This window comes from Metabacillus sp. B2-18 (assembly GCF_021117275.1).
GTDB lineage: Bacteria > Bacillota > Bacilli > Bacillales > Bacillaceae > Metabacillus.
The window spans coordinates 3,610,845-3,630,289 of the sequence record NZ_CP088245.1; the positions used below are offsets into that span (position 1 = coordinate 3,610,845).

The 19,445-nt window shown below is 36.5% G+C and carries 15 protein-coding genes and 1 other annotated feature; of the genes, 2 read left to right on the forward strand and 13 right to left on the reverse strand.

The window, feature by feature from the left end; all coding sequences use genetic code 11:
• Positions 1–21: 21 nt before the first annotated feature.
• Both LPC09_RS18395 and LPC09_RS18400 read right to left on the reverse strand, forming a co-directional pair.
• Positions 22–1,344, reverse strand: a complete 1,323-nt coding sequence (locus LPC09_RS18395) for a bifunctional folylpolyglutamate synthase/dihydrofolate synthase (RefSeq protein ID WP_098795914.1) — start codon at positions 1,342–1,344, stop codon at positions 22–24.
• 73 nt (positions 1,345–1,417) lie between these two features.
• Positions 1,418–4,066 carry a valine--tRNA ligase gene (locus tag LPC09_RS18400; protein ID WP_098795913.1) on the reverse strand — a complete coding sequence of 883 codons (2,649 nt, stop codon included), beginning with the start codon at positions 4,064–4,066 and terminating at the stop codon, positions 1,418–1,420.
• A gap of 108 nt (positions 4,067–4,174) precedes the next feature.
• Positions 4,175–4,425, reverse strand: a binding site (T-box leader).
• Between the two features lie 234 nt (positions 4,426–4,659).
• Between LPC09_RS18400 and LPC09_RS18405 the strand changes: the two genes are divergently transcribed.
• Positions 4,660–4,851: a hypothetical protein gene (locus tag LPC09_RS18405; RefSeq protein ID WP_098795912.1), complete on the forward strand. Its 192-nt coding sequence runs from the start codon at positions 4,660–4,662 to the stop codon at positions 4,849–4,851.
• 42 nt (positions 4,852–4,893) lie between these two features.
• On the opposite strand, the gene ysxE is transcribed toward LPC09_RS18405, so the two are convergent.
• The 8 genes from ysxE to hemA all read right to left on the reverse strand — a co-directional run bounded on the left by ysxE (position 4,894) and on the right by hemA (position 13,619).
• The gene (gene ysxE, locus LPC09_RS18410; RefSeq protein WP_231307946.1) at positions 4,894–5,937 is read right to left on the reverse strand and encodes a spore coat protein YsxE; all 1,044 of its coding nucleotides are present in this window, start codon (positions 5,935–5,937) and stop codon (positions 4,894–4,896) included.
• A gap of 100 nt (positions 5,938–6,037) precedes the next feature.
• Positions 6,038–7,213, reverse strand: a complete 1,176-nt coding sequence (gene spoVID / locus LPC09_RS18415; protein ID WP_231307947.1) for a stage VI sporulation protein D — start codon at positions 7,211–7,213, stop codon at positions 6,038–6,040.
• A 130-nt stretch (positions 7,214–7,343) separates the two neighbouring features.
• On the reverse strand, positions 7,344–8,633 hold the full coding sequence (gene hemL, locus LPC09_RS18420; protein ID WP_231307948.1) for a glutamate-1-semialdehyde 2,1-aminomutase: 1,290 nt from the start codon (positions 8,631–8,633) through the stop codon (positions 7,344–7,346).
• 43 nt (positions 8,634–8,676) lie between these two features.
• Positions 8,677–9,657: a porphobilinogen synthase gene (gene hemB / locus LPC09_RS18425; RefSeq protein ID WP_231307949.1), complete on the reverse strand. Its 981-nt coding sequence runs from the start codon at positions 9,655–9,657 to the stop codon at positions 8,677–8,679.
• A complete protein-coding gene (locus LPC09_RS18430; RefSeq protein WP_231307950.1) occupies positions 9,654–10,454 on the reverse strand; it encodes a uroporphyrinogen-III synthase in 801 nt (266 codons plus the stop codon). Before LPC09_RS18430 ends, hemB begins: the two co-directional genes overlap by 4 nt.
• A complete protein-coding gene (gene hemC, locus LPC09_RS18435) occupies positions 10,454–11,386 on the reverse strand; it encodes a hydroxymethylbilane synthase (protein WP_231307951.1) in 933 nt (310 codons plus the stop codon). Before hemC ends, LPC09_RS18430 begins: the two co-directional genes overlap by 1 nt.
• 31 nt (positions 11,387–11,417) lie before the next feature.
• The gene (locus LPC09_RS18440; protein ID WP_442919999.1) at positions 11,418–12,248 is read right to left on the reverse strand and encodes a cytochrome C assembly family protein; all 831 of its coding nucleotides are present in this window, start codon (positions 12,246–12,248) and stop codon (positions 11,418–11,420) included.
• Positions 12,249–12,266: 18 nt separating this feature from the next.
• Positions 12,267–13,619, reverse strand: coding sequence for a glutamyl-tRNA reductase (hemA, locus tag LPC09_RS18445; protein WP_231307952.1), 1,353 nt, complete (start codon positions 13,617–13,619; stop codon positions 12,267–12,269).
• Between the two features lie 364 nt (positions 13,620–13,983).
• Between hemA and LPC09_RS18450 the strand changes: the two genes are divergently transcribed.
• Entirely contained in the window at positions 13,984–14,472 is a 489-nt protein-coding gene (locus LPC09_RS18450; RefSeq protein ID WP_231307953.1) for a LiaF transmembrane domain-containing protein, read from the forward strand.
• 120 nt (positions 14,473–14,592) lie between these two features.
• On the opposite strand, the gene yihA is transcribed toward LPC09_RS18450, so the two are convergent.
• The 3 genes from yihA to lonB all read right to left on the reverse strand — a co-directional run bounded on the left by yihA (position 14,593) and on the right by lonB (position 19,408).
• Positions 14,593–15,177 carry a ribosome biogenesis GTP-binding protein YihA/YsxC gene (gene yihA / locus LPC09_RS18455; RefSeq protein WP_231307954.1) on the reverse strand — a complete coding sequence of 195 codons (585 nt, stop codon included), beginning with the start codon at positions 15,175–15,177 and terminating at the stop codon, positions 14,593–14,595.
• Entirely contained in the window at positions 15,177–17,498 is a 2,322-nt protein-coding gene (gene lon / locus LPC09_RS18460) for an endopeptidase La (protein WP_231307955.1), read from the reverse strand. Before lon ends, yihA begins: the two co-directional genes overlap by 1 nt.
• 236 nt (positions 17,499–17,734) lie before the next feature.
• Complete coding sequence (lonB, locus tag LPC09_RS18465; RefSeq protein ID WP_231307956.1) at positions 17,735–19,408, reverse strand: ATP-dependent protease LonB; 1,674 nt, start codon at positions 19,406–19,408, stop codon at positions 17,735–17,737.
• Between the last annotated feature and the right edge of the window lie 37 nt (positions 19,409–19,445).

Sequence of the window (19,445 nt, forward strand, 5' to 3'; positions counted from 1 at the left end):
TTACACTAGTTTTCGTAGTCATTATGTTCCTTTATTATGATTCTTTTTTATTAAATAGCTCCTTATTTCCGATATAAAATATAATGATCCTGTAACGATAATTATATCTTCCTTTTCTCCCTGGAATAAATGAAGCAATTGATCCAACATTTCCTTCCAAGATTCAGAATAACTCTTTTCTTCATGTTTACAAGCAGAGTAAAGTTTTTCCGCGACTTCTGCCCTAGGAAAATCAAAAGTCGTAAAATGCATGGTAGCAGCAATACTACTAAGGCGGTCAATCATCTCCTCATACTCTTTATCTTTAAGTGCACTAAATAAAATATGAATATTCTTGTCCGAGTAATGACTCGTTATAGTCTCAATTAGACTCTCAATTCCTTCATGATTATGAGCCCCATCGACAATGATAACGGGATTGCTATTAACCTGTTCAAATCTACCTTTCCACGTTGCTCTTAAAAGACCCTTATAGATTTGATCATCTGAGATTGTTAACTTGTTACTTTCCCTTAAATAATGTAAGGCTGAAACAGCTAATGCTGCATTTTTTGTTTGATGCTGTCCCCTCATCTGAATTTTAAGGTTTTCAAAAAAATAGCCTTCTGTTTCAACAGTAAATATTTCACCTCGCTCATAGGTGGAATGTTCAAGAATGTGAATTTCTGAACCAACACTTAAACTTTCTGCGTCTAATTGCTTTGCTTTATTCTTTATTACCTGAAGTGCTTCATCTTTTTCTACCGCTGTTAGAACCGGCACATTTTGTTTAATAATGCCTGCTTTTTCAGAAGCAATTTCAGTAATTGTATTCCCCAATATATTCATGTGATCATAGCCAACATTCGTAATAATGGATAATAGCGGGTTGATAATGTTGGTCGAATCCAGTCGGCCTCCTAAGCCTGTTTCCAGCAGCAGAATATCTGGTTGATTCAACTTACCGAAGTATAAGAACATCATCGTTGTAATAATTTCAAATTCAGTTGGTCCACCGAGGTCAGTTTGTTCAATTTTCTCAACAAATGGCTTTACCTCATTTACGAGATTTAACATGTCTACATCAGAAATTGGCTCTCCATTAACACTGATCCGCTCATTAAATGTTTCAATATAAGGTGATGTAAAAGTACCCACTTTATAATCTGCTTCCTTGAGTATGTGAAGCATGTAAGAAATTGTTGATCCCTTACCATTTGTACCAGCAACATGAATGGTAGGAATGTTCATTTCAGGATGACCCAGTTCTTTTAAAAGCCATTCCATCCTTTTTAATCCAGGTTTAACTCCAAATTTTAATCGACCATGTATCCAATCCACAGCATCCTCGTAACGGTTAAACATTGGTATCCTCCCTTTAAAACAAGCCATTTAAAAACTCGGGGGAACTAAAATTAGCACCACCCGAGTTCATCTCTTAGCCCTTTAGTTCTTGAATTCTGGCTAATACAATATCACGTTTTTCTCTATAATCGTTTTCTTTAGCTTTTTCCTCTTCAATGACTTTCTCAGGTGCTTTCTTTAAGAAGCCTTCATTGCCTAATTTCTTTTGAACGCGTTCTACTTCTTTATCAAGCTTTTCACGTTCTTTTTCAAGGCGTTTAATTTCTTCTTCAATATTAATTAACCCTTCAATTGGTAAAATAATTTCAGCACCTGTAACAACAGCACTCATGGATTTTTCTGTTGAATCAACTTCTGTTGAGATGCTTAGAGAACTTGTATTACAGAATCTTTCAATATAAGCACGGTTGTTTTCAAGCTGTTTTAATACATCTTGATCTTTTGCTTTTATTCTCATTGGAATTTGCTTGCTCATTGGTGTGTTAACCTCTGCACGAATATTACGAACAGCACGTATCACTTCAACTAATAACTTCATTTCTGTTGCTGCCGCGCGGTCTGTTAATTGTTCATTAACAGTCGGCCAAGCTGCAACTGTAATGGATTCACCTTTATGAGGAAGTGATTGCCAAATTTCTTCTGTAATGAATGGCATAAATGGATGCAGCAATCTCATTGTGTTATCAAGCACATAAGCAAGAATTGAACGAGTTGTTTTCTTCGCTGATTCATCTTCTCCATATAGAGGGAGCTTCGCCATTTCAATATACCAATCACAGAAATCATCCCATATGAAATTATATAGAAGACGTCCAACTTCACCAAATTCATATTTATCAGCAAGCTTTGTTACATTTTCAATCGTTTCATTTAAACGAGTTAAAATCCATTTATCAGCAACAGATTTTTCACCAGTTAAATCAATTTCTTCATATGTTAAGCCATCCATATTCATCAACGCAAATCGTGATGCGTTCCAAATTTTATTAGCAAAATTCCAAGTAGATTCAACTTTTTCATAGCTGAAACGTAAATCCTGACCCGGTGAACTTCCTGTTGATAAGAAGAAACGTAATGAATCAGCACCGTATTGATCAATAACTTCCATCGGATCAACACCATTACCAAGTGATTTACTCATTTTACGTCCCTGCTCATCACGTACAAGACCATGGATTAACACATCCTTGAATGGACGTTTACCTGTAAATTCAAGGCCTTGGAAAATCATACGAGATACCCAGAAGAAGATAATGTCATAACCTGTTACAAGTACATCAGTTGGATAGTAACGTTTAAAGTCAGCTGACTCGGTATCCGGCCAATCCATTGTTGAGAACGGCCATAGCGCTGAGCTGAACCATGTATCAAGCACATCATTGTCTTGATTCCAGTTTTCAATATCAGCTGGTGCTTCCTGGTTTACATAAACCTCTCCAGTTTCTTTATGGTACCAAGCAGGTATTCTATGTCCCCACCAAAGCTGACGAGAGATACACCAATCACGAATATTTTCCATCCAACGTAAGTACGTTTTCTCAAAACGATCTGGAACAAAGTTTACCTTCTCATCATCTTCTTGAAGCTTAATTGCTTCATCAGCAAGTGGCTGCATTTTAACAAACCATTGTGTAGAAAGGTAAGGCTCGACAACCGCACCACTTCGCTCACTATGACCAACTGAATGCATATGCTCTTCAATTTTGAAAAGTACACCTGAATCTTGAAGATCTTTTACAATTTTCTTTCTGCATGCAAAACGGTCTAAGCCTTTATAAGCGCCTGCCTTGTCATTCATTGTTCCATCTTCATTCATAACTAAAATACGTTCAAGGTTATGACGATTTCCGATTTCAAAATCATTAGGATCATGTGCTGGTGTAATTTTTACTGCACCAGAACCGAATTCCATATCAACATAATCATCGCCAACGATTGGAATTTCACGTCCTACGATTGGTAGTACAACGTTTTTGCCGATTAAATGTTTATATCTCTCATCTTCCGGATGAACAGCAACAGCTGTATCTCCTAGCATTGTTTCCGGACGAGTTGTTGCGATTTCAATAGAGCCTGAACCGTCTGCTAATGGATAACGCATATGGTAGAAGGCACCTTGAACATCTTTATAAATAACTTCAATATCAGATAATGCTGTTTTTGTTTGTGGATCCCAGTTAATAATATATTCTCCACGATAAATTAAGCCTTTATTATATAGTGTAACGAATACTTCACGAACTGCTTTTGAGAGTCCTTCATCAAGAGTAAATCGCTCACGACTATAATCAAGACCAAGACCCACTTTTGCCCATTGCTCACGAATATGACCAGCATATTCTTCTTTCCATTTCCAAGTTTCTTCAATGAACTTTTCTCTTCCTAAATCATATCTGGACTTTCCTTCTTCTTTTAACTTTGCTTCTACCTTTGCTTGTGTAGCAATCCCAGCATGGTCCATACCTGGAAGCCATAATACATCAAAGCCTTGCATTCTTTTCATACGTGTAACAATGTCTTGCAATGTTGTATCCCAAGCATGACCTAAGTGCAGCTTTCCTGTTACGTTAGGCGGTGGGATGACAATTGTATAAGGTTGTTTCTTTTCGTCACCTGTTGCCTCAAAGTACTTTCCTTCTAGCCAAAAAGAATAGCGATTTTTTTCAATTGCATTTGGATCATATTTTGTTGGTAATGAAACTTGTTGTTCATTGTTTTCCATTTGATTTCCTCCTAAATTTCTTTTACATTTTTTATGTACATGTGAAAGATTACTTGGTACCATTTCACATATTTTCCAATTTTAAAAATAAAAAACTCCTTCCATCCATAAAAGGACGAAAGGAGAATATTTCGCGGTACCACCTTTTTTTATAGACCGTATAAATACTAAAAATATAGCAAAAAGATACAGTCTACACACTCATCAATTTAACGGCTTTCAACCGGCTTCTCCTACTACATTTCAAAGAAGCAACTCCTGGGCGACCTTCCAATGCCTCTACTTAAGAAATCTTCCAGCAATGATTTCTCTCTCTGTAAAGTGATGACGATTGTACTCTTCCCATTCAACGTTTCATCATTATGTACTTTTACTTTAACAACTTATTCTATATTACTAAACAATCCTTTTTTTCGTCAATATTTTCCCCATATTTCTTCCCTTTCATACAGGCACCTATCACAGAATCTTGGCATATTTTACATTAAGTGGTCCTTTGCACGAACATTTCTTTATTTTAAACACATAATATGAGCTATTTCTGAAAATGTGAGTAGTTTTATAGAAAAGCTTAAACGAGGAGGAGTTGTCATATGAAGAGGCGGTATAGCCCTTACACACTCCCGCCATGGCTTAGACAAATTCGGGCGGTCGGCGTACAGATTATTATTCCTTTAACTATCTTCCAGGGCATTCGAACTGTTTTCTTTCCTACAACATTTGATGTTCTTTTGCTCGGTATTTTAATCGGATTAGCCATTGCACTACGGTATGATTGGATTTAACAGTAAAGAAGGAATCGGAAATGTCCGATTCCTTTTCATTTTTTAAGATTCAGTTTGTGCCTCTGCTGCTTCTGCTTCCATTTTCTTTCTGTTTTCTATTTCAGAAACCTTCATTACAAAGTACTCAATATTTTTAAATTGCCAATAAGCTCTCACAAGCTGTTTATTTGCTTCTAACTCAGAGCTCTTTTTCCCTTTTTTTGAATAGTTTTTAATGAATCGACATAGTCGCTCTGGATAAGCCAAATACCCAATAAATAAAAGCATTTCCTCTTCTGTAAATGGGTAGTCTTTTTGATAGGAATAAAACCAATTCACAACATCATCACTTTGAATTGGATACGTTCTCGCAGTTCGATTCAAAAATAATAAAAAATCATCAATAGGACTTGAATAAGACGATTTCTCAAAGTTTGATAAATAACCATTACCATCATCATCATATAAGAAGTGGCGTGCAGATACTTTTCCATGTGTTAACACTACTCTTGAAGACTTTTTATCTGTCATTTTCTCATACCACTCATCGAGTTTTTTACGAGAAAATTCAATGGCTCTTGATACCTCAGTATAGTAAGTAACGGCTTGCAACTCAAATGGAGATAAATAAATCTTTTTCTCACATTGTTCAACAAATGTTTCAAAACGTGCTTTTTCTTCATCCCACTTATTCGTTAGTTTTTCATAATGAGTTGTTGCCTCTTGACCATCAAGTGATATTTTCTTTTCTGTTCGTTTGTGAAGGTTTGCTACCTCTTTAAATAGAAGCTGATGACGAGCATCACGCTCTTCTTCTTGTTCATTCACAAGCCACGGCATTAAGTAATAGTACTCCCCATTATATTGAGAAATAAGCTGCTGCTGTTTATTCCTTAAAAGGGGAACATAATTTGAATACTTTTGTTCATTTAAGATTCGAATAGAATCAACAAAATATGGATTAAATTCACTTGATAATTTCTTTAATACATAAGGACCTGTATCTGTATATACCTTAATTGTTTTCTTGGTGATTTCCTCTGTATATTCAGGGTGTAAATCGTAATTTTTTAACAAAGGCCTTACTTCGCTTAGCTGCATCGACATAGATCATATCACCTCTACTCCTTAGAAAGAAAATTGAAAAAAACAGCCGAGGAAAAAGATGCCCCATGCTGTTCTTTGTCTTTCAAATAAATAATAAATGTTATTTACTTGTTGAGTATGCAGGGATATAAAGAATTTGTCCTTCATATACATCTTGATCTGCATGAAACTCATTTACACGTAAAATTTGTTGAATGGAAATTTCATATTTCTCACTAATTAATTCAAGTGTATCTCCTTGTTGAACAATACACATTTTCACTCTGGAGAAATCTTCTTCTTCGTCTCTTGCAAATAAACTTGTTAAGTAATGAGCATCCTTTGTTTCTCCCTCTTCACGACCAACTTCATCTTTCTTTTGTAAATCTTCATCTACATTTGTTGGCTCTTCTTCGGTTTTAGAGAAAAAGGAATATTGTACTTCTTTAGGTTCTGGAGTTGGTTCTTCTCTTCTTACTTCCACAACAAATGGATCATAAACCTCTTCTTCAGTTTGTCCTTGCTCAACATTAACTTCTTCTTCAACAGCCGGTTCAGGCTCTACAATTTCTTTATCGTATTCAGCAGGTGACGTTTCAACCACTACTTCTTCTACTTCTTCTACTTCTTCCTCACGCTCTTCAACTACATCCTGTTCTTTCGTGACAGAGAAGGATGGTGATAATTTGTCCACGTCTTCTTCATCTAACTTTCTTTCCTCATAGAAAGAAGAAAAAGGTGAAGGTGCAGGCTCTATGCTTGAAACAGGCTCGGAATTATTATGTTCTGCAGTGTTTTGTTCTTCACGGAAAAGAGCTTCAAATGCTTCTTCCTTAGGTTCCTCTGCAGGTCTCACCTCTTCTTCTTCCGCTGTCTCTCCATTCGAAATTCCGCTTATAGATAAATCAGCTATTAATTTTAAGCAAGCATGTTCGGGTAAATCATAATCAAAGGATTCGATCGAAACATACACCTCGTCTAGCTGTTGAATTCGATTTCTAGGAATCGTAATATCAACAGGGAAACGATGATTTAAGACGCTCACACCATCTTCACGTGTATCAACCTCATTTACATAACGTACATTTGCATATTCGAACGTTTCCTCTTCAGAACTTTCCGCTTCTATTTTATATTCCCCAGTAAGCTGCAGGGCACCACGAATTGAAATGTACTGATCATGCTCATGAATGGCAATATCCGGATCTAAAGAAATAGATAAAAGTTCAGATACTTCCTGTCCTTTTTGAAACCAAACAGACTCTTCTACTGAGAAACGTAGTTGTTGTTGTGACAAAAATATTTCCTCCTTTCAAATACCTAGCAAAATAACTATGACATTACAGATTTATGTGTGAAAGGAGGAATTTATGATGAAATTTTAAAAAACAAAAAAATCCACCACAAATGTGATGGATTTTTTCTAATTATTTTTTTAATTCAGCAAATGCCTTCTTAGCAGCTTCTATTGTATGATCAATGTCCGCGTCTGTGTGTGCTGTTGATAGGAATAATCCTTCAAATTGTGATGGAGGAAGGAATACTCCTTGATTTGCCATGCTACGATAGTAGCTGGCAAAGAAATCAAGATTTGATGTTTTCGCTTTTTCGTAATTTGTTACATCTTCATTAGTAAAGAAAAAGCCAATCATAGAGCCGGCACGATTGATTGTATGCGGAATTTCATACTCATTAGCAGCAGCTGACAGTCCTTCCTCAAGACGATCTGCTTTACGAATAAATTCCTTATAAGAATCTCTTGTTAGCTGTTTTAATGTTTCATATCCCGCTGTCATCGCGAGTGGGTTTCCTGATAAAGTTCCTGCTTGATAAATTGGTCCACTTGGAGCAATTTGCTTCATAATTTCCGCTTTACCACCATAAGCTCCTACAGGTAAACCTCCACCGATTACCTTGCCAAGGCATGTTAAATCAGGTGTTACACCGTAATAGTCTTGAGCACAGCCATAGTCTACACGAAACCCTGTCATAACCTCATCAAAGATTAATAAAGCACCATATTGTTCTGTAATTGCTCGTAATCCCTCAAGAAAACCTGGTTGAGGTGGAACAACTCCCATGTTCCCTGCTACAGGTTCTACAATGATCCCTGCAATATCTTCTCCAAATTGTTCAAATGCATATTGAATGCTTTCTAAATCATTGTACGGAACGGTAATTGTATTTTTCGCAATTCCTTCAGGTACACCAGGACTATCTGGTAATCCTAACGTTGCAACTCCTGATCCTGCTTTAATCAGTAAAGAATCACCATGACCATGGTAGCAGCCCTCAAACTTAATAATTTTATTTCGTCCAGTATAGCCCCTTGCTAATCGTAATGCACTCATCGTTGCTTCCGTTCCTGAGCTTACCATACGGACGATTTCAATCGAAGGCACACGATCTATTACAAGCTTTGCAAGTTCGTTTTCAATCAGAGTAGGAGCACCAAAGCTTGTACCTGACTCTACAACTTTTTTAATCGCTTCAACTACAGTATCGTTTGAATGACCATGAATAAGCGGTCCCCAGGAAAGAACATAGTCAATATATTCGTTTCCATCGATATCATAAATTTTTGAGCCTTTTCCTCGTTCCATGAATATAGGATTCATTCCAACAGATTTAAATGCTCTTACAGGACTATTAACACCACCGGGCATTAATGATTGAGCTTCATGAAATGCACTTTCGCTTTTTTGATAGCTATTCATTTTCATTCCTCTTCCTTCCTCTTGTAAAGTAAAAGGCTTTCCCTTATTGATCTTCCCTTATCCACCGTGCTGCGTCTTTTGCAAAATATGTAATAATTAAATCAACACCTGCACGTTTCATTCCGACTAACATTTCCATCACCAATGCTTTTTCATCAACCCATCCATTTTGTGCAGCTGCTTTAATCATGGAATACTCACCGCTAACATTATAAGCTACAATAGGAACGTTAAATTGATTTTTCACATCACGGATAATATCTAAATAAGATAATGCTGGCTTTACGATTAAAAAGTCCGCACCCTCTTCTAAATCTGACTGAGCTTCTCTTAATGCTTCATCACGATTAGCAGGATCCATTTGATATGTTTTTCGGTCACCAAATTGTGGTGTGCTGTGCGCTGCATCTCGGAACGGTCCGTAAAAAGCACTTGCATATTTAACTGCATAAGACATAACCGGAATATGTTCAAAGCCAGCTTCATCTAACCCATGTCTAATTGCTGCTACAAAGCCATCCATCATGTTTGAAGGAGCAATAATATCTGCACCTGCTTTTGCTTGACTGATAGCGGTACGTGCAAGCAAATCAAGGGTAGGGTCATTTAATACTTGTCCATTTTCAACAATTCCACAATGTCCATGATCTGTATATTGACAAAGACATGTATCCGCAACAACGACTAATTCAGGGAAGGACTCTTTTACCTGTCTAGTTGCACGTTGAACAATTCCGTTATCATGATAAGCTTGAGTTCCTACATCGTCCTTTTCATCAGGAACACCAAATAAGATAACAGACTTAACCCCTAACGAAATAACTTCTTCAATTTCCTGATTCAATAGATCTAAAGACAAGTGATACACACCTGGCATTGATGGAACTTCGTTTTTCTTATTATCCCCTTCTACAACGAAAATTGGATAAATAAAGTCCTCTGGGCGAAGATGTGTTTCTCTCACCATTGCTCTTAGGTTATTACTGTTACGTAAACGGCGGTGTCTTGTAAATTGAATATTCATTGATTATCCTCCCGGTTTTGTTCTAGTTCAACCATTAACTTCACCATGTCATCAATTGTATAGGAAACAGGCATAACACCTGTAAATCCATATTCTTTTAATGTGTTATTAGTAATCGGGCCGATACATATGAAAGTAACTTTACTCAAATGCTGAATGAGTTCTGATTTATGTAGTACTTTCATAAAGCTGTCAACAGTAGATGAGCTTGTAAAGGTTATGTAGTCTAGCTGATCTTCTTTGAGATATGAAATAAGCTTAGCAGCTTCTCTTTTATTATGTAATGTTTCATAGACAATTAAATCTTCTGTGTTGAAACCTTGTTTTTTTAATTCTGTTATCAGAATTGGTCTTGATAGATTTCCTCGAATCACTAGGATTTTCGAAGATTTAGAAAGCTTTTCCCCTATGCTTTCTGCCAGCTTTTCCGCCACAAATTCTTCTGGTATAACAGAAACATTGAGATTTAGTTTCTCCATTTGCTTACTTGTTTTTCTTCCAACAGAAGCGGCAATCATATGCTGTAATGTTTCATAAGGAATTCCAAATTGATCTAAGAACTTTTTAAAGTATTTAACACCATTTGCACTCGTAAACACAATGCAATCAAATTTATGTAATCTTGTCAGCGTCTGGTGAATAATAGATTCACTCGATTTTTTTGGTCTTATTTCTAGAAGCGGAGCTGAAATTCCAACTCCGCCTTCTTCTTCAATTTTTTGAATAAATTCTTCTACTTGAGACTTTGCTCTAGTAATCAAAACCCGTTTCCCTTGTAAAGGACGGATCTCTCCCATTATTGATCTAACTCCTCTTTTACCCGGTCGATTAGGGCTTTAGCTCCTTGATTTGTTAATGTTTCCGCGACTTTACTCCCTAATTCTACCGGGTCTGTTCCTGTAACCCTTTGTTTATACACTTCTTTCCCGTCAGGTGAGGCAATAAGACCTGTAAATTCAATTTCTTCCTTTTCATTTACTGTTGCAAATCCAGCGATAGGTACTTGGCATCCACCCTCCATTTTAGTAAGGAAGGTTCTCTCAGCAGTAACGGCTAATTTCGTAGATAAATCAGTGAATTTTGCAAGAAGATCTAACAATTCTTGATCATCCGCACGACATTCAATGGCTAAGGCACCTTGCCCTACTGCTGGCAGGCAAATTTCCGGGTCTAAGAATTCAGTAACAACATCTTTACTCCAGCCCATGCGTGCCAGGCCTGCTGCAGCTAGAATAATGGCATCATAATCTTCTGTTTTCAGCTTTTCTAAGCGAGTATCTATGTTTCCTCTAATCCATTTAATTTCAAGGTCAGGTCTTTCAATTAAAAGCTGCGCACTTCGTCTCAAGCTGCTTGTTCCGACAATTGCTCCACTTGGCAACTCTGAAAGCTTTACATGATCTTTAGAGATAAGAACATCGCGGTGATCTTCACGGTTTGGAATGCAACCTATTGTTAAACCCTCAGGCAAAATTCCCGGCATATCCTTCATACTATGAACAGCCATATCAATTTCACCATTCATCATTGCTTGCTCAATTTCCTTTACAAACAAGCCTTTGCCTCCGACTTTTGATAAAGTAACATCTAAAATCTGATCACCTTTTGTTACAATTTCCTTGATTTCAAATTGGAACGGTAAACCAAAGGATTTTAATTGATTAATTACCCAATTTGTTTGCGTTAATGCCAATTTACTACGTCTAGATCCAACAACTATTTTTCGCATATGTTCCTCCTACTATGTCTAAGGTAACCAATCATGAATCCCAAAAATGAAACCTTGAAAGACTACCAAACAAGAAAAAGTTAATTAACAAAACTAAAAACGATGCTATGTTTAAAAGAGCCACAGACCTGCCCTGTAATTCTTTAACAATTCTTATATAAAGATAGATCCCATACGTCACTAATACCATAAAAGACCCTAGTACTTTCGCATCATACCATTGAAAGTTAGCTACTTTAATATAGGCCCAAATAACCCCTAAAATTAAACTTAATAACAGCATAGGTACGCCGATGACATTTAATACGTATGACATATGATCAAGCTTTGAAAGATCTTCTAATCGAAGAAGGCGCTTTCCCCACTTTTTCTTTTTGAGTAAATTATATTGAATGGTATAAAGAATCGAAAACACAAACGATAATGAAAACGCCCCATAAGAAAGTATGGCCATCGTAATATGAATTAATAATAGTTCTGAGACAAGCTGACTAGAAACAGCAGCCGACTCGTATTGAGCTGGGGCAAATGTATGTATGGCCATCATGATAAACCCAATTACGTTAGTGAAAAAGATAATAAATTCCGCTTTAAGAAAACGATTTAAAACAAGTGACAATGTCACTAATACCCATGTATAAAAATAGAGCCCTTCAAACACATTTAAAACAGGAAATCTTCCTGTTTCAAACATACGAACAAATAAAAAAATTGTTTGTAATAGCCAAACAATAGAAAGTAACCAGAAGGCAGCTCGTTTCGCCTTCCGGTTATTATTAAGAAAATCTATAAAATATAAGAGTACACAAATAGCATAAAGTATTATGGTTAATTCGTTAATTCTGCTTAAGCTCATCTCCATAATGAAAGGTCCTTTCACTTACGATTGAAGTGAAGCACGATAAATCGGATCGTTTGCATGAATTGTCTGTTTCTCTGATTTATCCATTTTCATTTGCTCTTCAACAGCTTCTTCGATATTAAAGATTTTCATAAATAAATCCAATGATTCCTGTGCATTAGCCTCTGCTGATAGCTCTTTTACCTTCACAATCGGGTCTTTAAGCAATTGATTAATAATGCTTTTCATATGCTTACTTAAAACTTTTCTTTCGCGATCAGTTAAGTTAGGCATTTTTCGCTCGATACTTTCCATCGTTTCAGCTTGAATATTTAAAGCCTTTTGACGAAGTGCTGAAATAACAGGTACAACTCCAAGCGTATTAATCCATTGTTTAAATTGAACAATTTCATCTTCGATCATTAGTTCAATCTTTTCCGCAGCAATTTTACGCTCTTGTAAGTTTGCCTCAACAATTCCTTGTAAATCATCAATATCATAAAGAAACACACTATCTAAATCCGCAAGCTTAGGATCTAAATCACGTGGCACAGCAATATCGACCATAAATAATGGACGACCTTTTCTCATTTTTTCCACATGTGTCATCATTTCTTTAGTAATAACAAAATCTTTGGCACCAGTTGAACTAATAAGGATATCCGCTTCCACTAATCCACACTGAAGTTCGTTTATTCCTTTGGCTTTCCCATCAAAGCGATTAGCAAGCTCTTCAGCTTTCTGCAACGTTCTGTTCATAACAGTAACTTTACCTACACCACTGCCATGCAGATTTTGCACAGCTAATTCCCCCATCTTACCCGCACCTAAAATTAGTACGTGCTTAGAACGAAGGTCACCAAAGATTTTCTTAGCAAGTTCAACTGCTGCATAACTCACTGAAACAGCATTTGCTCCAATATCAGTTTCAGAATGTGAACGTTTAGCCAATGATATTACTTGCTTAAACAGCTGATTGAACACCGTTCCTGTTGTATTGTTTTCCTGAGCCTGTAAAAAGCTAGTACGAACCTGTCCTAGAATTTGAGTTTCACCCAAAATCATAGAATCCAATCCGCATGCTACTCTACATAAATGCTCTAGTGCACCATCTTGTTCAAAAATAGTTAAATACGGTGAAATCTCTTCTTTCTCCAGTCCGAACCAATCTGCCAAGAATGCTTTAATATAATAACGTCCTGTATGAAGTTGATCTACTACAGCATATATTTCTGTACGGTTGCAAGTAGATACAATAACATTTTCAAGTATGCTTTTTTGTTCTTTTAACTGTTTCATCGCATCTGTTAGCTCTTGAGGTTGAAACGAGAGCTTTTCGCGAATTTCAACAGGGGCTGTTTTATAATTTAAGCCGACAACAAGTATATGCATTTTCTTATACACCCCCATGTACAAGGATCTCTACTTCTAGTATATCACGATTGATTTTTTTCTCTGCTAAAAAATGTGAACAGTCTTTGAAACTATATGTTATGATAAAATATGTTTATTATTTCACTGATTCACACCATTTTCAACTTATTAATGGTCGTTTGTAATTGTTCACAAAAAACACGTTTTTTCTATAAAAATTTCTACATGCTCTGACATCATTCTCATACTATTCACTCTGTACAATAACAAAAATCACGCAGTTAATCAAGCTATTGATTTGGACAAGGAAATCATATTAAATATATTCCCCGGCCACGACGGACAGGTTTTCCTTATATACTATTCATGCGAGAGGTGGACAATGAAAAAAATTACATTATTACCAACAATGCTACTACTAGGAATTGGCATTTTTTATTCTATCCAAAAATTAAATATTCATTTATTTGAAGGACAAAACAGTTGGCCTTTTTTATTAATCCTACTTGGACTTACGTTTTTAATTAGTGGTCACTTTGAACAAGATGCGTCAGCCATTTTACCAGGAATCATTTTAGCAGGTCTTGGTATCCATTTTCACTATGCTGGCAAGATTGCCTCTTGGCCTGATCATCCTGCTGCTTTTTTATTTATCTTGTCTCTTGGCATGATTTTAACTGCTACAAAAGCCAAAACTGGTTATCAGCAAGGTTTTATTATATTAGCTATAGGCTTATTTCTACACTTTTTCCATAAAATTATTCAATCTCTAACTATCATCGAAAACGGAGTAGATTTTATTGAAACCTACTGGCCACTTCTTTTTATTGTCATTGGTGCTTTATTGTTAGTGATACGGAGAAGAAAATAAGGTGCCTGTCACTTCCCACATTTTGTTGAAATATGTAGAAGTTGATAACACACCAAAAAAGACTCTGGTATTTTTCCACCAGAGTCTTTTTGTGTATTATACATATACAAAGAACTAACTTTATGATGTATAGTGAAGAATTGTTTTCCAAGCTTCATCTTTGCCTAAGCCGGTTTCTGATGAAAAAATAACCAATGGATCGTTTTTCTCAATTTCCAGGGCATCTTTTATCACCTTAGCATGCTTCTGCCACTTACCCTTAGGAATTTTATCTGCCTTGGTTGTCACAACAATTGTTGGGATGTCATAATGCTTTAGGAAGTTATACATCAGCACATCGTCACTTGTTGGAGGATGTCTAAGATCAATTAAAAGGATAACAGCACGCAACTGTTCACGAGAAGTGATGTAGGTTTCGATCATTTTCCCCCATGCTTCACGTTCCTTTTTACTAACCTTGGCATATCCATATCCAGGTACATCAACAAAGTGTAGTATTTCATTAATAATATAAAAATTTAATGTTTGTGTTTTACCTGGCTTTGATGAAATTCGAGCCAATCCTTTTCTACCTAGCATTTTATTAATAAAGGATGATTTACCAACATTAGAACGACCAGCTAATGCTACTTCCGGTAAATCTCCTTCTGGATATTGTGCAGGCTTAACTGCGCTTATAACGATTTCTGAACTTGTTACTTTCATTATTTCTCCTCTGTTAATGCATGTTTTAACACTTCATCTAAATGTGAAACTAAGACAAAGGTAAGTTCATTGCGAACACTATCTGGAATATCGTCCAAATCCTTTTCATTGTCTTTTGGTGCAATGATCTTAGTCAAACCAGCACGATGTGCACTCAATGTTTTTTCTTTCAAGCCACCAATTGGAAGTACTCTGCCACGTAAAGTGATTTCTCCCGTCATTCCAACTTCTTTTCTCACGGCTCTTCCTGTTAATGCTGAAATTAACGCTGTAGCCATTGTTATACCTGCTGAAGGACCATCCTTAGGTACAGCACCTTCAGGAACGTGGATATGAATATCATTCTTTTCATGAAAATCACGATCAATGTTCAGCTCTTCCGCACGCGAGCGAATATAGCTAAATGCAGCCTGAGCAGATTCTTTCATAACATCTCCAAGCTTCCCGGTTAAAATCAGCTTTCCTTTACCTGGCGTTACTGATACTTCAATAGATAAAGTATCGCCGCCAACTGTTGTATAAGCTAAACCAGTTGCAACACCAATCTGATCCTCAAGTTCAGCTTGTCCATATCTAAAGCGCTTCTTCCCAAGAAATTCTTCAATATTTTTGTCCGTAATAATGATCTTCTTCCGCTCTTCTTTTACAATCATTTTAGCAGCTTTACGACACACTCCTGCTAATTGGCGTTCTAACCCACGAACCCCAGCTTCTCTTGTATAATAGCGGATAATGCTTTGAATTCCATCTTCACGGATTTGCAGATGTGATTTTTTAAGTCCATGCTCTTGTAATTGCTTTGGTAGTAGATGATCTTTTGCAATATGAATTTTCTCCAGTTCCGTGTAACCGGCGATATTAATAATTTCCATACGATCACGTAATGGTCCTGGAATTGTAGCAAGGTTATTGGCAGTTGCAATAAACATAACTTTCGATAAATCATATGTTTCTTCAATATAATGATCACTAAAGTTATGGTTTTGCTCAGGATCTAACACTTCCAGTAACGCTGAAGAAGGATCTCCTCTAAAATCACTGGACATTTTATCGATTTCATCTAAAAGAAACACAGGATTAATTGTTCCGGCCTTCTTCATCCCTTGAATAATTCTACCAGGCATTGCACCAACATATGTGCGTCGGTGTCCACGAATTTCAGATTCGTCTCTTACTCCACCAAGTGATATTCTAACGAAATTCCGGTTTAAAGATTTAGCTACTGAACGGGCTAGTGATGTTTTCCCAACTCCCGGAGGTCCTGCAAGGCATAAAATTGGACCTTTTAATGAATTGGTCAATTGTTGTACCGCTAAATACTCAATTACCCGCTCTTTAACCTTTTCAAGACCATAGTGTTCTTCGTCTAAGATTTCCTCAGCAACATTCACATCTAAACGATCGTCAGTTGCTTTTGACCATGATAGAGACAGGAGCCACTCAATGTAATTACGAATAACGCCGCTCTCGGCTGAACTTGAAGGAACTTTTTCATAGCGGTCCAGTTCTTTTAAAGCCACTGCTTTTATATGTTCCGGCATTCCCGCTTCTTCAATTCGTTCCTTCATAGATGAAACTTCTCCAAGCTTGCCTTCTTTTTCACCAAGCTCTTTTTGGATGGCTTTCATCTGTTCGCGTAAATAATATTCTTTTTGCGTACGCTCCATGGACTTTTTAACTCGCTGGCCGATTTTTTTCTCCAGCTGTAGTACTTCTTTTTCATTATGGATAGTGGAAATCACTTTGTTCAATCGTTCTGTAACATCAAGGGTTTCCAAAATCTCTTGTTTTTCCTTTAGTTTTAAAGGAAGATGTGAAGCAATAATATCAGCCATTCGCCCTGGCTCATTAATGTCAGAAACAGTTGCATATGTTTCAGCAGACACTTTTTTAGAAAGCTTTATGTATTGCTCAAAATATTCTAACATTGTTCGCATTAAAGCTTCTTCTTCTACACTTTTTTCTTCAGGGTCTTTATAAATAGATAACTCGACAGAATAGTATTCATCTTCATCCACAAAACGTTGAATCTTACCACGCTCTATTCCTTCAACGAGTACACGGATTGTACCGTTTGGTAATTTCAACATTTGCTTAATTTTAGTCAGTGTTCCTATTTCATAAATATCTTCTTTATTTGGCTCATCTATCGAAATCTCTTTTTGTGTCGTTAAAAAGATAATATGATCTTCCATCATAGCCTTTTCTAACGCCTGAACAGATTTTTCTCTTCCTACATCAAGGTGCAGTACCATTGTTGGATATACTAACAAGCCTCTTAGTGGTAGGAGGGGGACAATTTGATTATTTGATTTCGCCATGCGTTTACACCTCCATGACATGATAATTCATTCTTGTTCAATTCTATCTTATTCTTTTTCAAGTGTCTAATTAAACTGCTTTAGTCAATAGGTAGTATACCCCAATACCCTCAGTTGAAAAAGGAAAATAAGTAATTCTCATGAATATAAAATTGGAAATGACAAGAACTGACGAAGCTTAAAAAAGGAAAGAGATCTTCTTTATGGTAAAGGAGATCTCTTTAAAATTAACTCTTTTATACAGACTCTTGATGTGGAAATGAAGTTGAATCTTCATGTTGCAACGGTTTTTCAGTTGGTGGATCAACAAGCGCTATATCAAAGACTTCTTGAAGATTTGTTACCGGTATAATCGTTATCCCATCAATTTCTTTTAAAATGGATTGCATGTTTTCCTTTGGAATAATGACTATATCTGCTCCAGCCTTTTTTGCTGCCTTTATTTTCGGAATAACTCCGCCTATAGGCTTTACATTTCCATGAATGCTAATTTCTCCAGTCATGGCCACTTTATTGCTAATGGCAATTTTATGAATAGCTGAGAAAATTCCTGTAGCCATTGCAATTCCTGCTGATGGGCCATCAATTGGTGTTCCTCCTGGAAAATTCACATGAATATCATAATCATCCGCTTGAATGCCCATAGAACGTAGAACAGTTATAACATTTTCAATCGAGCCTTTTGCCATACTTTTTCTACGAATGGATTTAGATCGATCACCAATACTTTCTTCTTCCACAATTCCTGTTATATTAATGGTTCCTTTTTCTTTTTGAGAAGGAATGACTGTGACTTCTATTTCTAATAATGCCCCTGTATTAGGGCCATGAACGGCAAGTCCATTCACTAAGCCAACTCTTGAGTTATCTTCAATTTTCTTTTCAAATCTTGGGCTTAACTGACTTGAATTAATGACCCACTCGATGTCTTCAACAGTAATTTCTTTCCTGTCTTCTGACATAGCCATACCTGTAGCAATCTGCATTAGATTTACAACTTCACGGCCATTTCTAACATAGGAAGTTAAGAGATCAATCCCCTTGTCGCTTACATCCATTTCTACTTTATCTGCTGCTTTTTTCGCTACAACTGCCAGTTCTTCTTGTTCTAAATCTCTAAAAAATACTTCAAGACATCTAGAACGAATGGCTGGTGGGATTTCATTAGGTGTTCTTGTTGTAGCTCCTATTAACCTAAAATCAGCTGGTAGACCATTTTTAAAAATATCATGGATATGTGTTGGTATTTGTGTATTTTCTTCATTGTAATAAGCGCTTTCTAAGAAAACTTTGCGATCTTCAAGTACTTTTAATAACTTGTTCATCTGAATAGGGTGAAGTTCACCGATTTCATCGATAAATAACACACCCCCATGAGCATGAGAGACAGCTCCTTGCTTAGGCTGAGGAATTCCAGCTTGTCCCATTGCTCCGGCACCTTGATAAATTGGATCATGAACAGATCCAATAAGAGGATCAGCAATCCCTCTTTCATCAAATCTTGCTGTTGTAGCATCCAATTCTACAAATACGGCATTTTCTTTAAATGGTGATCTTTTATTTCTTTTAGCTTCTTCTAAAACGAGTCTAGCAGCCGCTGTTTTCCCTACACCTGGTGGTCCATATACAATGACATGTTGAGGGTTTGAACCGCATAGGGCAGCACGTAACGAACGAATACCATCCTCTTGTCCTACTATATCATTAAAACTTTTTGGGCGTACCTTTTCTGCAAGAGGTTCGGTTAACCGAATAGCTCTCATTTTTCTTAATTGTTCCATTTCTTTCTTTGATTCTCTGTCAATTGATATCTTTTGAGTTCGTTGACTCTTTAATAAATTCCAAAAATACATTCCAATAATAATCCCAAAAAACAACTGAATAAACAGCGCGATACTTGTCCAACTCATTGGCGTCCCTCCTGCAAAGATGTCTTGTTACCGCTAC

What these genes read in the sequence shown, in the direction of transcription:
- LPC09_RS18395 (WP_098795914.1), bottom strand. Translation starts at nt 1,344, where the DNA reads ATGTTTAACCGTTACGAGGATGCTGTGGATTGGATACATGGTCGATTA.
- LPC09_RS18400 (WP_098795913.1), bottom strand. Translation starts at nt 4,066, where the DNA reads ATGGAAAACAATGAACAACAAGTTTCATTACCAACAAAATATGATCCA.
- LPC09_RS18405 (WP_098795912.1), top strand. Translation starts at nt 4,660, where the DNA reads ATGAAGAGGCGGTATAGCCCTTACACACTCCCGCCATGGCTTAGACAA.
- ysxE (WP_231307946.1), bottom strand. Translation starts at nt 5,937, where the DNA reads ATGTCGATGCAGCTAAGCGAAGTAAGGCCTTTGTTAAAAAATTACGAT.
- hemL (WP_231307948.1), bottom strand. Translation starts at nt 8,633, where the DNA reads ATGAATAGCTATCAAAAAAGCGAAAGTGCATTTCATGAAGCTCAATCA.
- hemB (WP_231307949.1), bottom strand. Translation starts at nt 9,657, where the DNA reads ATGAATATTCAATTTACAAGACACCGCCGTTTACGTAACAGTAATAAC.
- LPC09_RS18430 (WP_231307950.1), bottom strand. Translation starts at nt 10,454, where the DNA reads ATGGGAGAGATCCGTCCTTTACAAGGGAAACGGGTTTTGATTACTAGA.
- hemC (WP_231307951.1), bottom strand. Translation starts at nt 11,386, where the DNA reads ATGCGAAAAATAGTTGTTGGATCTAGACGTAGTAAATTGGCATTAACG.
- LPC09_RS18440 (WP_442919999.1), bottom strand. Translation starts at nt 12,248, where the DNA reads ATGGAGATGAGCTTAAGCAGAATTAACGAATTAACCATAATACTTTAT.
- hemA (WP_231307952.1), bottom strand. Translation starts at nt 13,619, where the DNA reads ATGCATATACTTGTTGTCGGCTTAAATTATAAAACAGCCCCTGTTGAA.
- LPC09_RS18450 (WP_231307953.1), top strand. Translation starts at nt 13,984, where the DNA reads ATGAAAAAAATTACATTATTACCAACAATGCTACTACTAGGAATTGGC.
- yihA (WP_231307954.1), bottom strand. Translation starts at nt 15,177, where the DNA reads ATGAAAGTAACAAGTTCAGAAATCGTTATAAGCGCAGTTAAGCCTGCA.
- lon (WP_231307955.1), bottom strand. Translation starts at nt 17,498, where the DNA reads ATGGCGAAATCAAATAATCAAATTGTCCCCCTCCTACCACTAAGAGGC.
- lonB (WP_231307956.1), bottom strand. Translation starts at nt 19,408, where the DNA reads ATGAGTTGGACAAGTATCGCGCTGTTTATTCAGTTGTTTTTTGGGATT.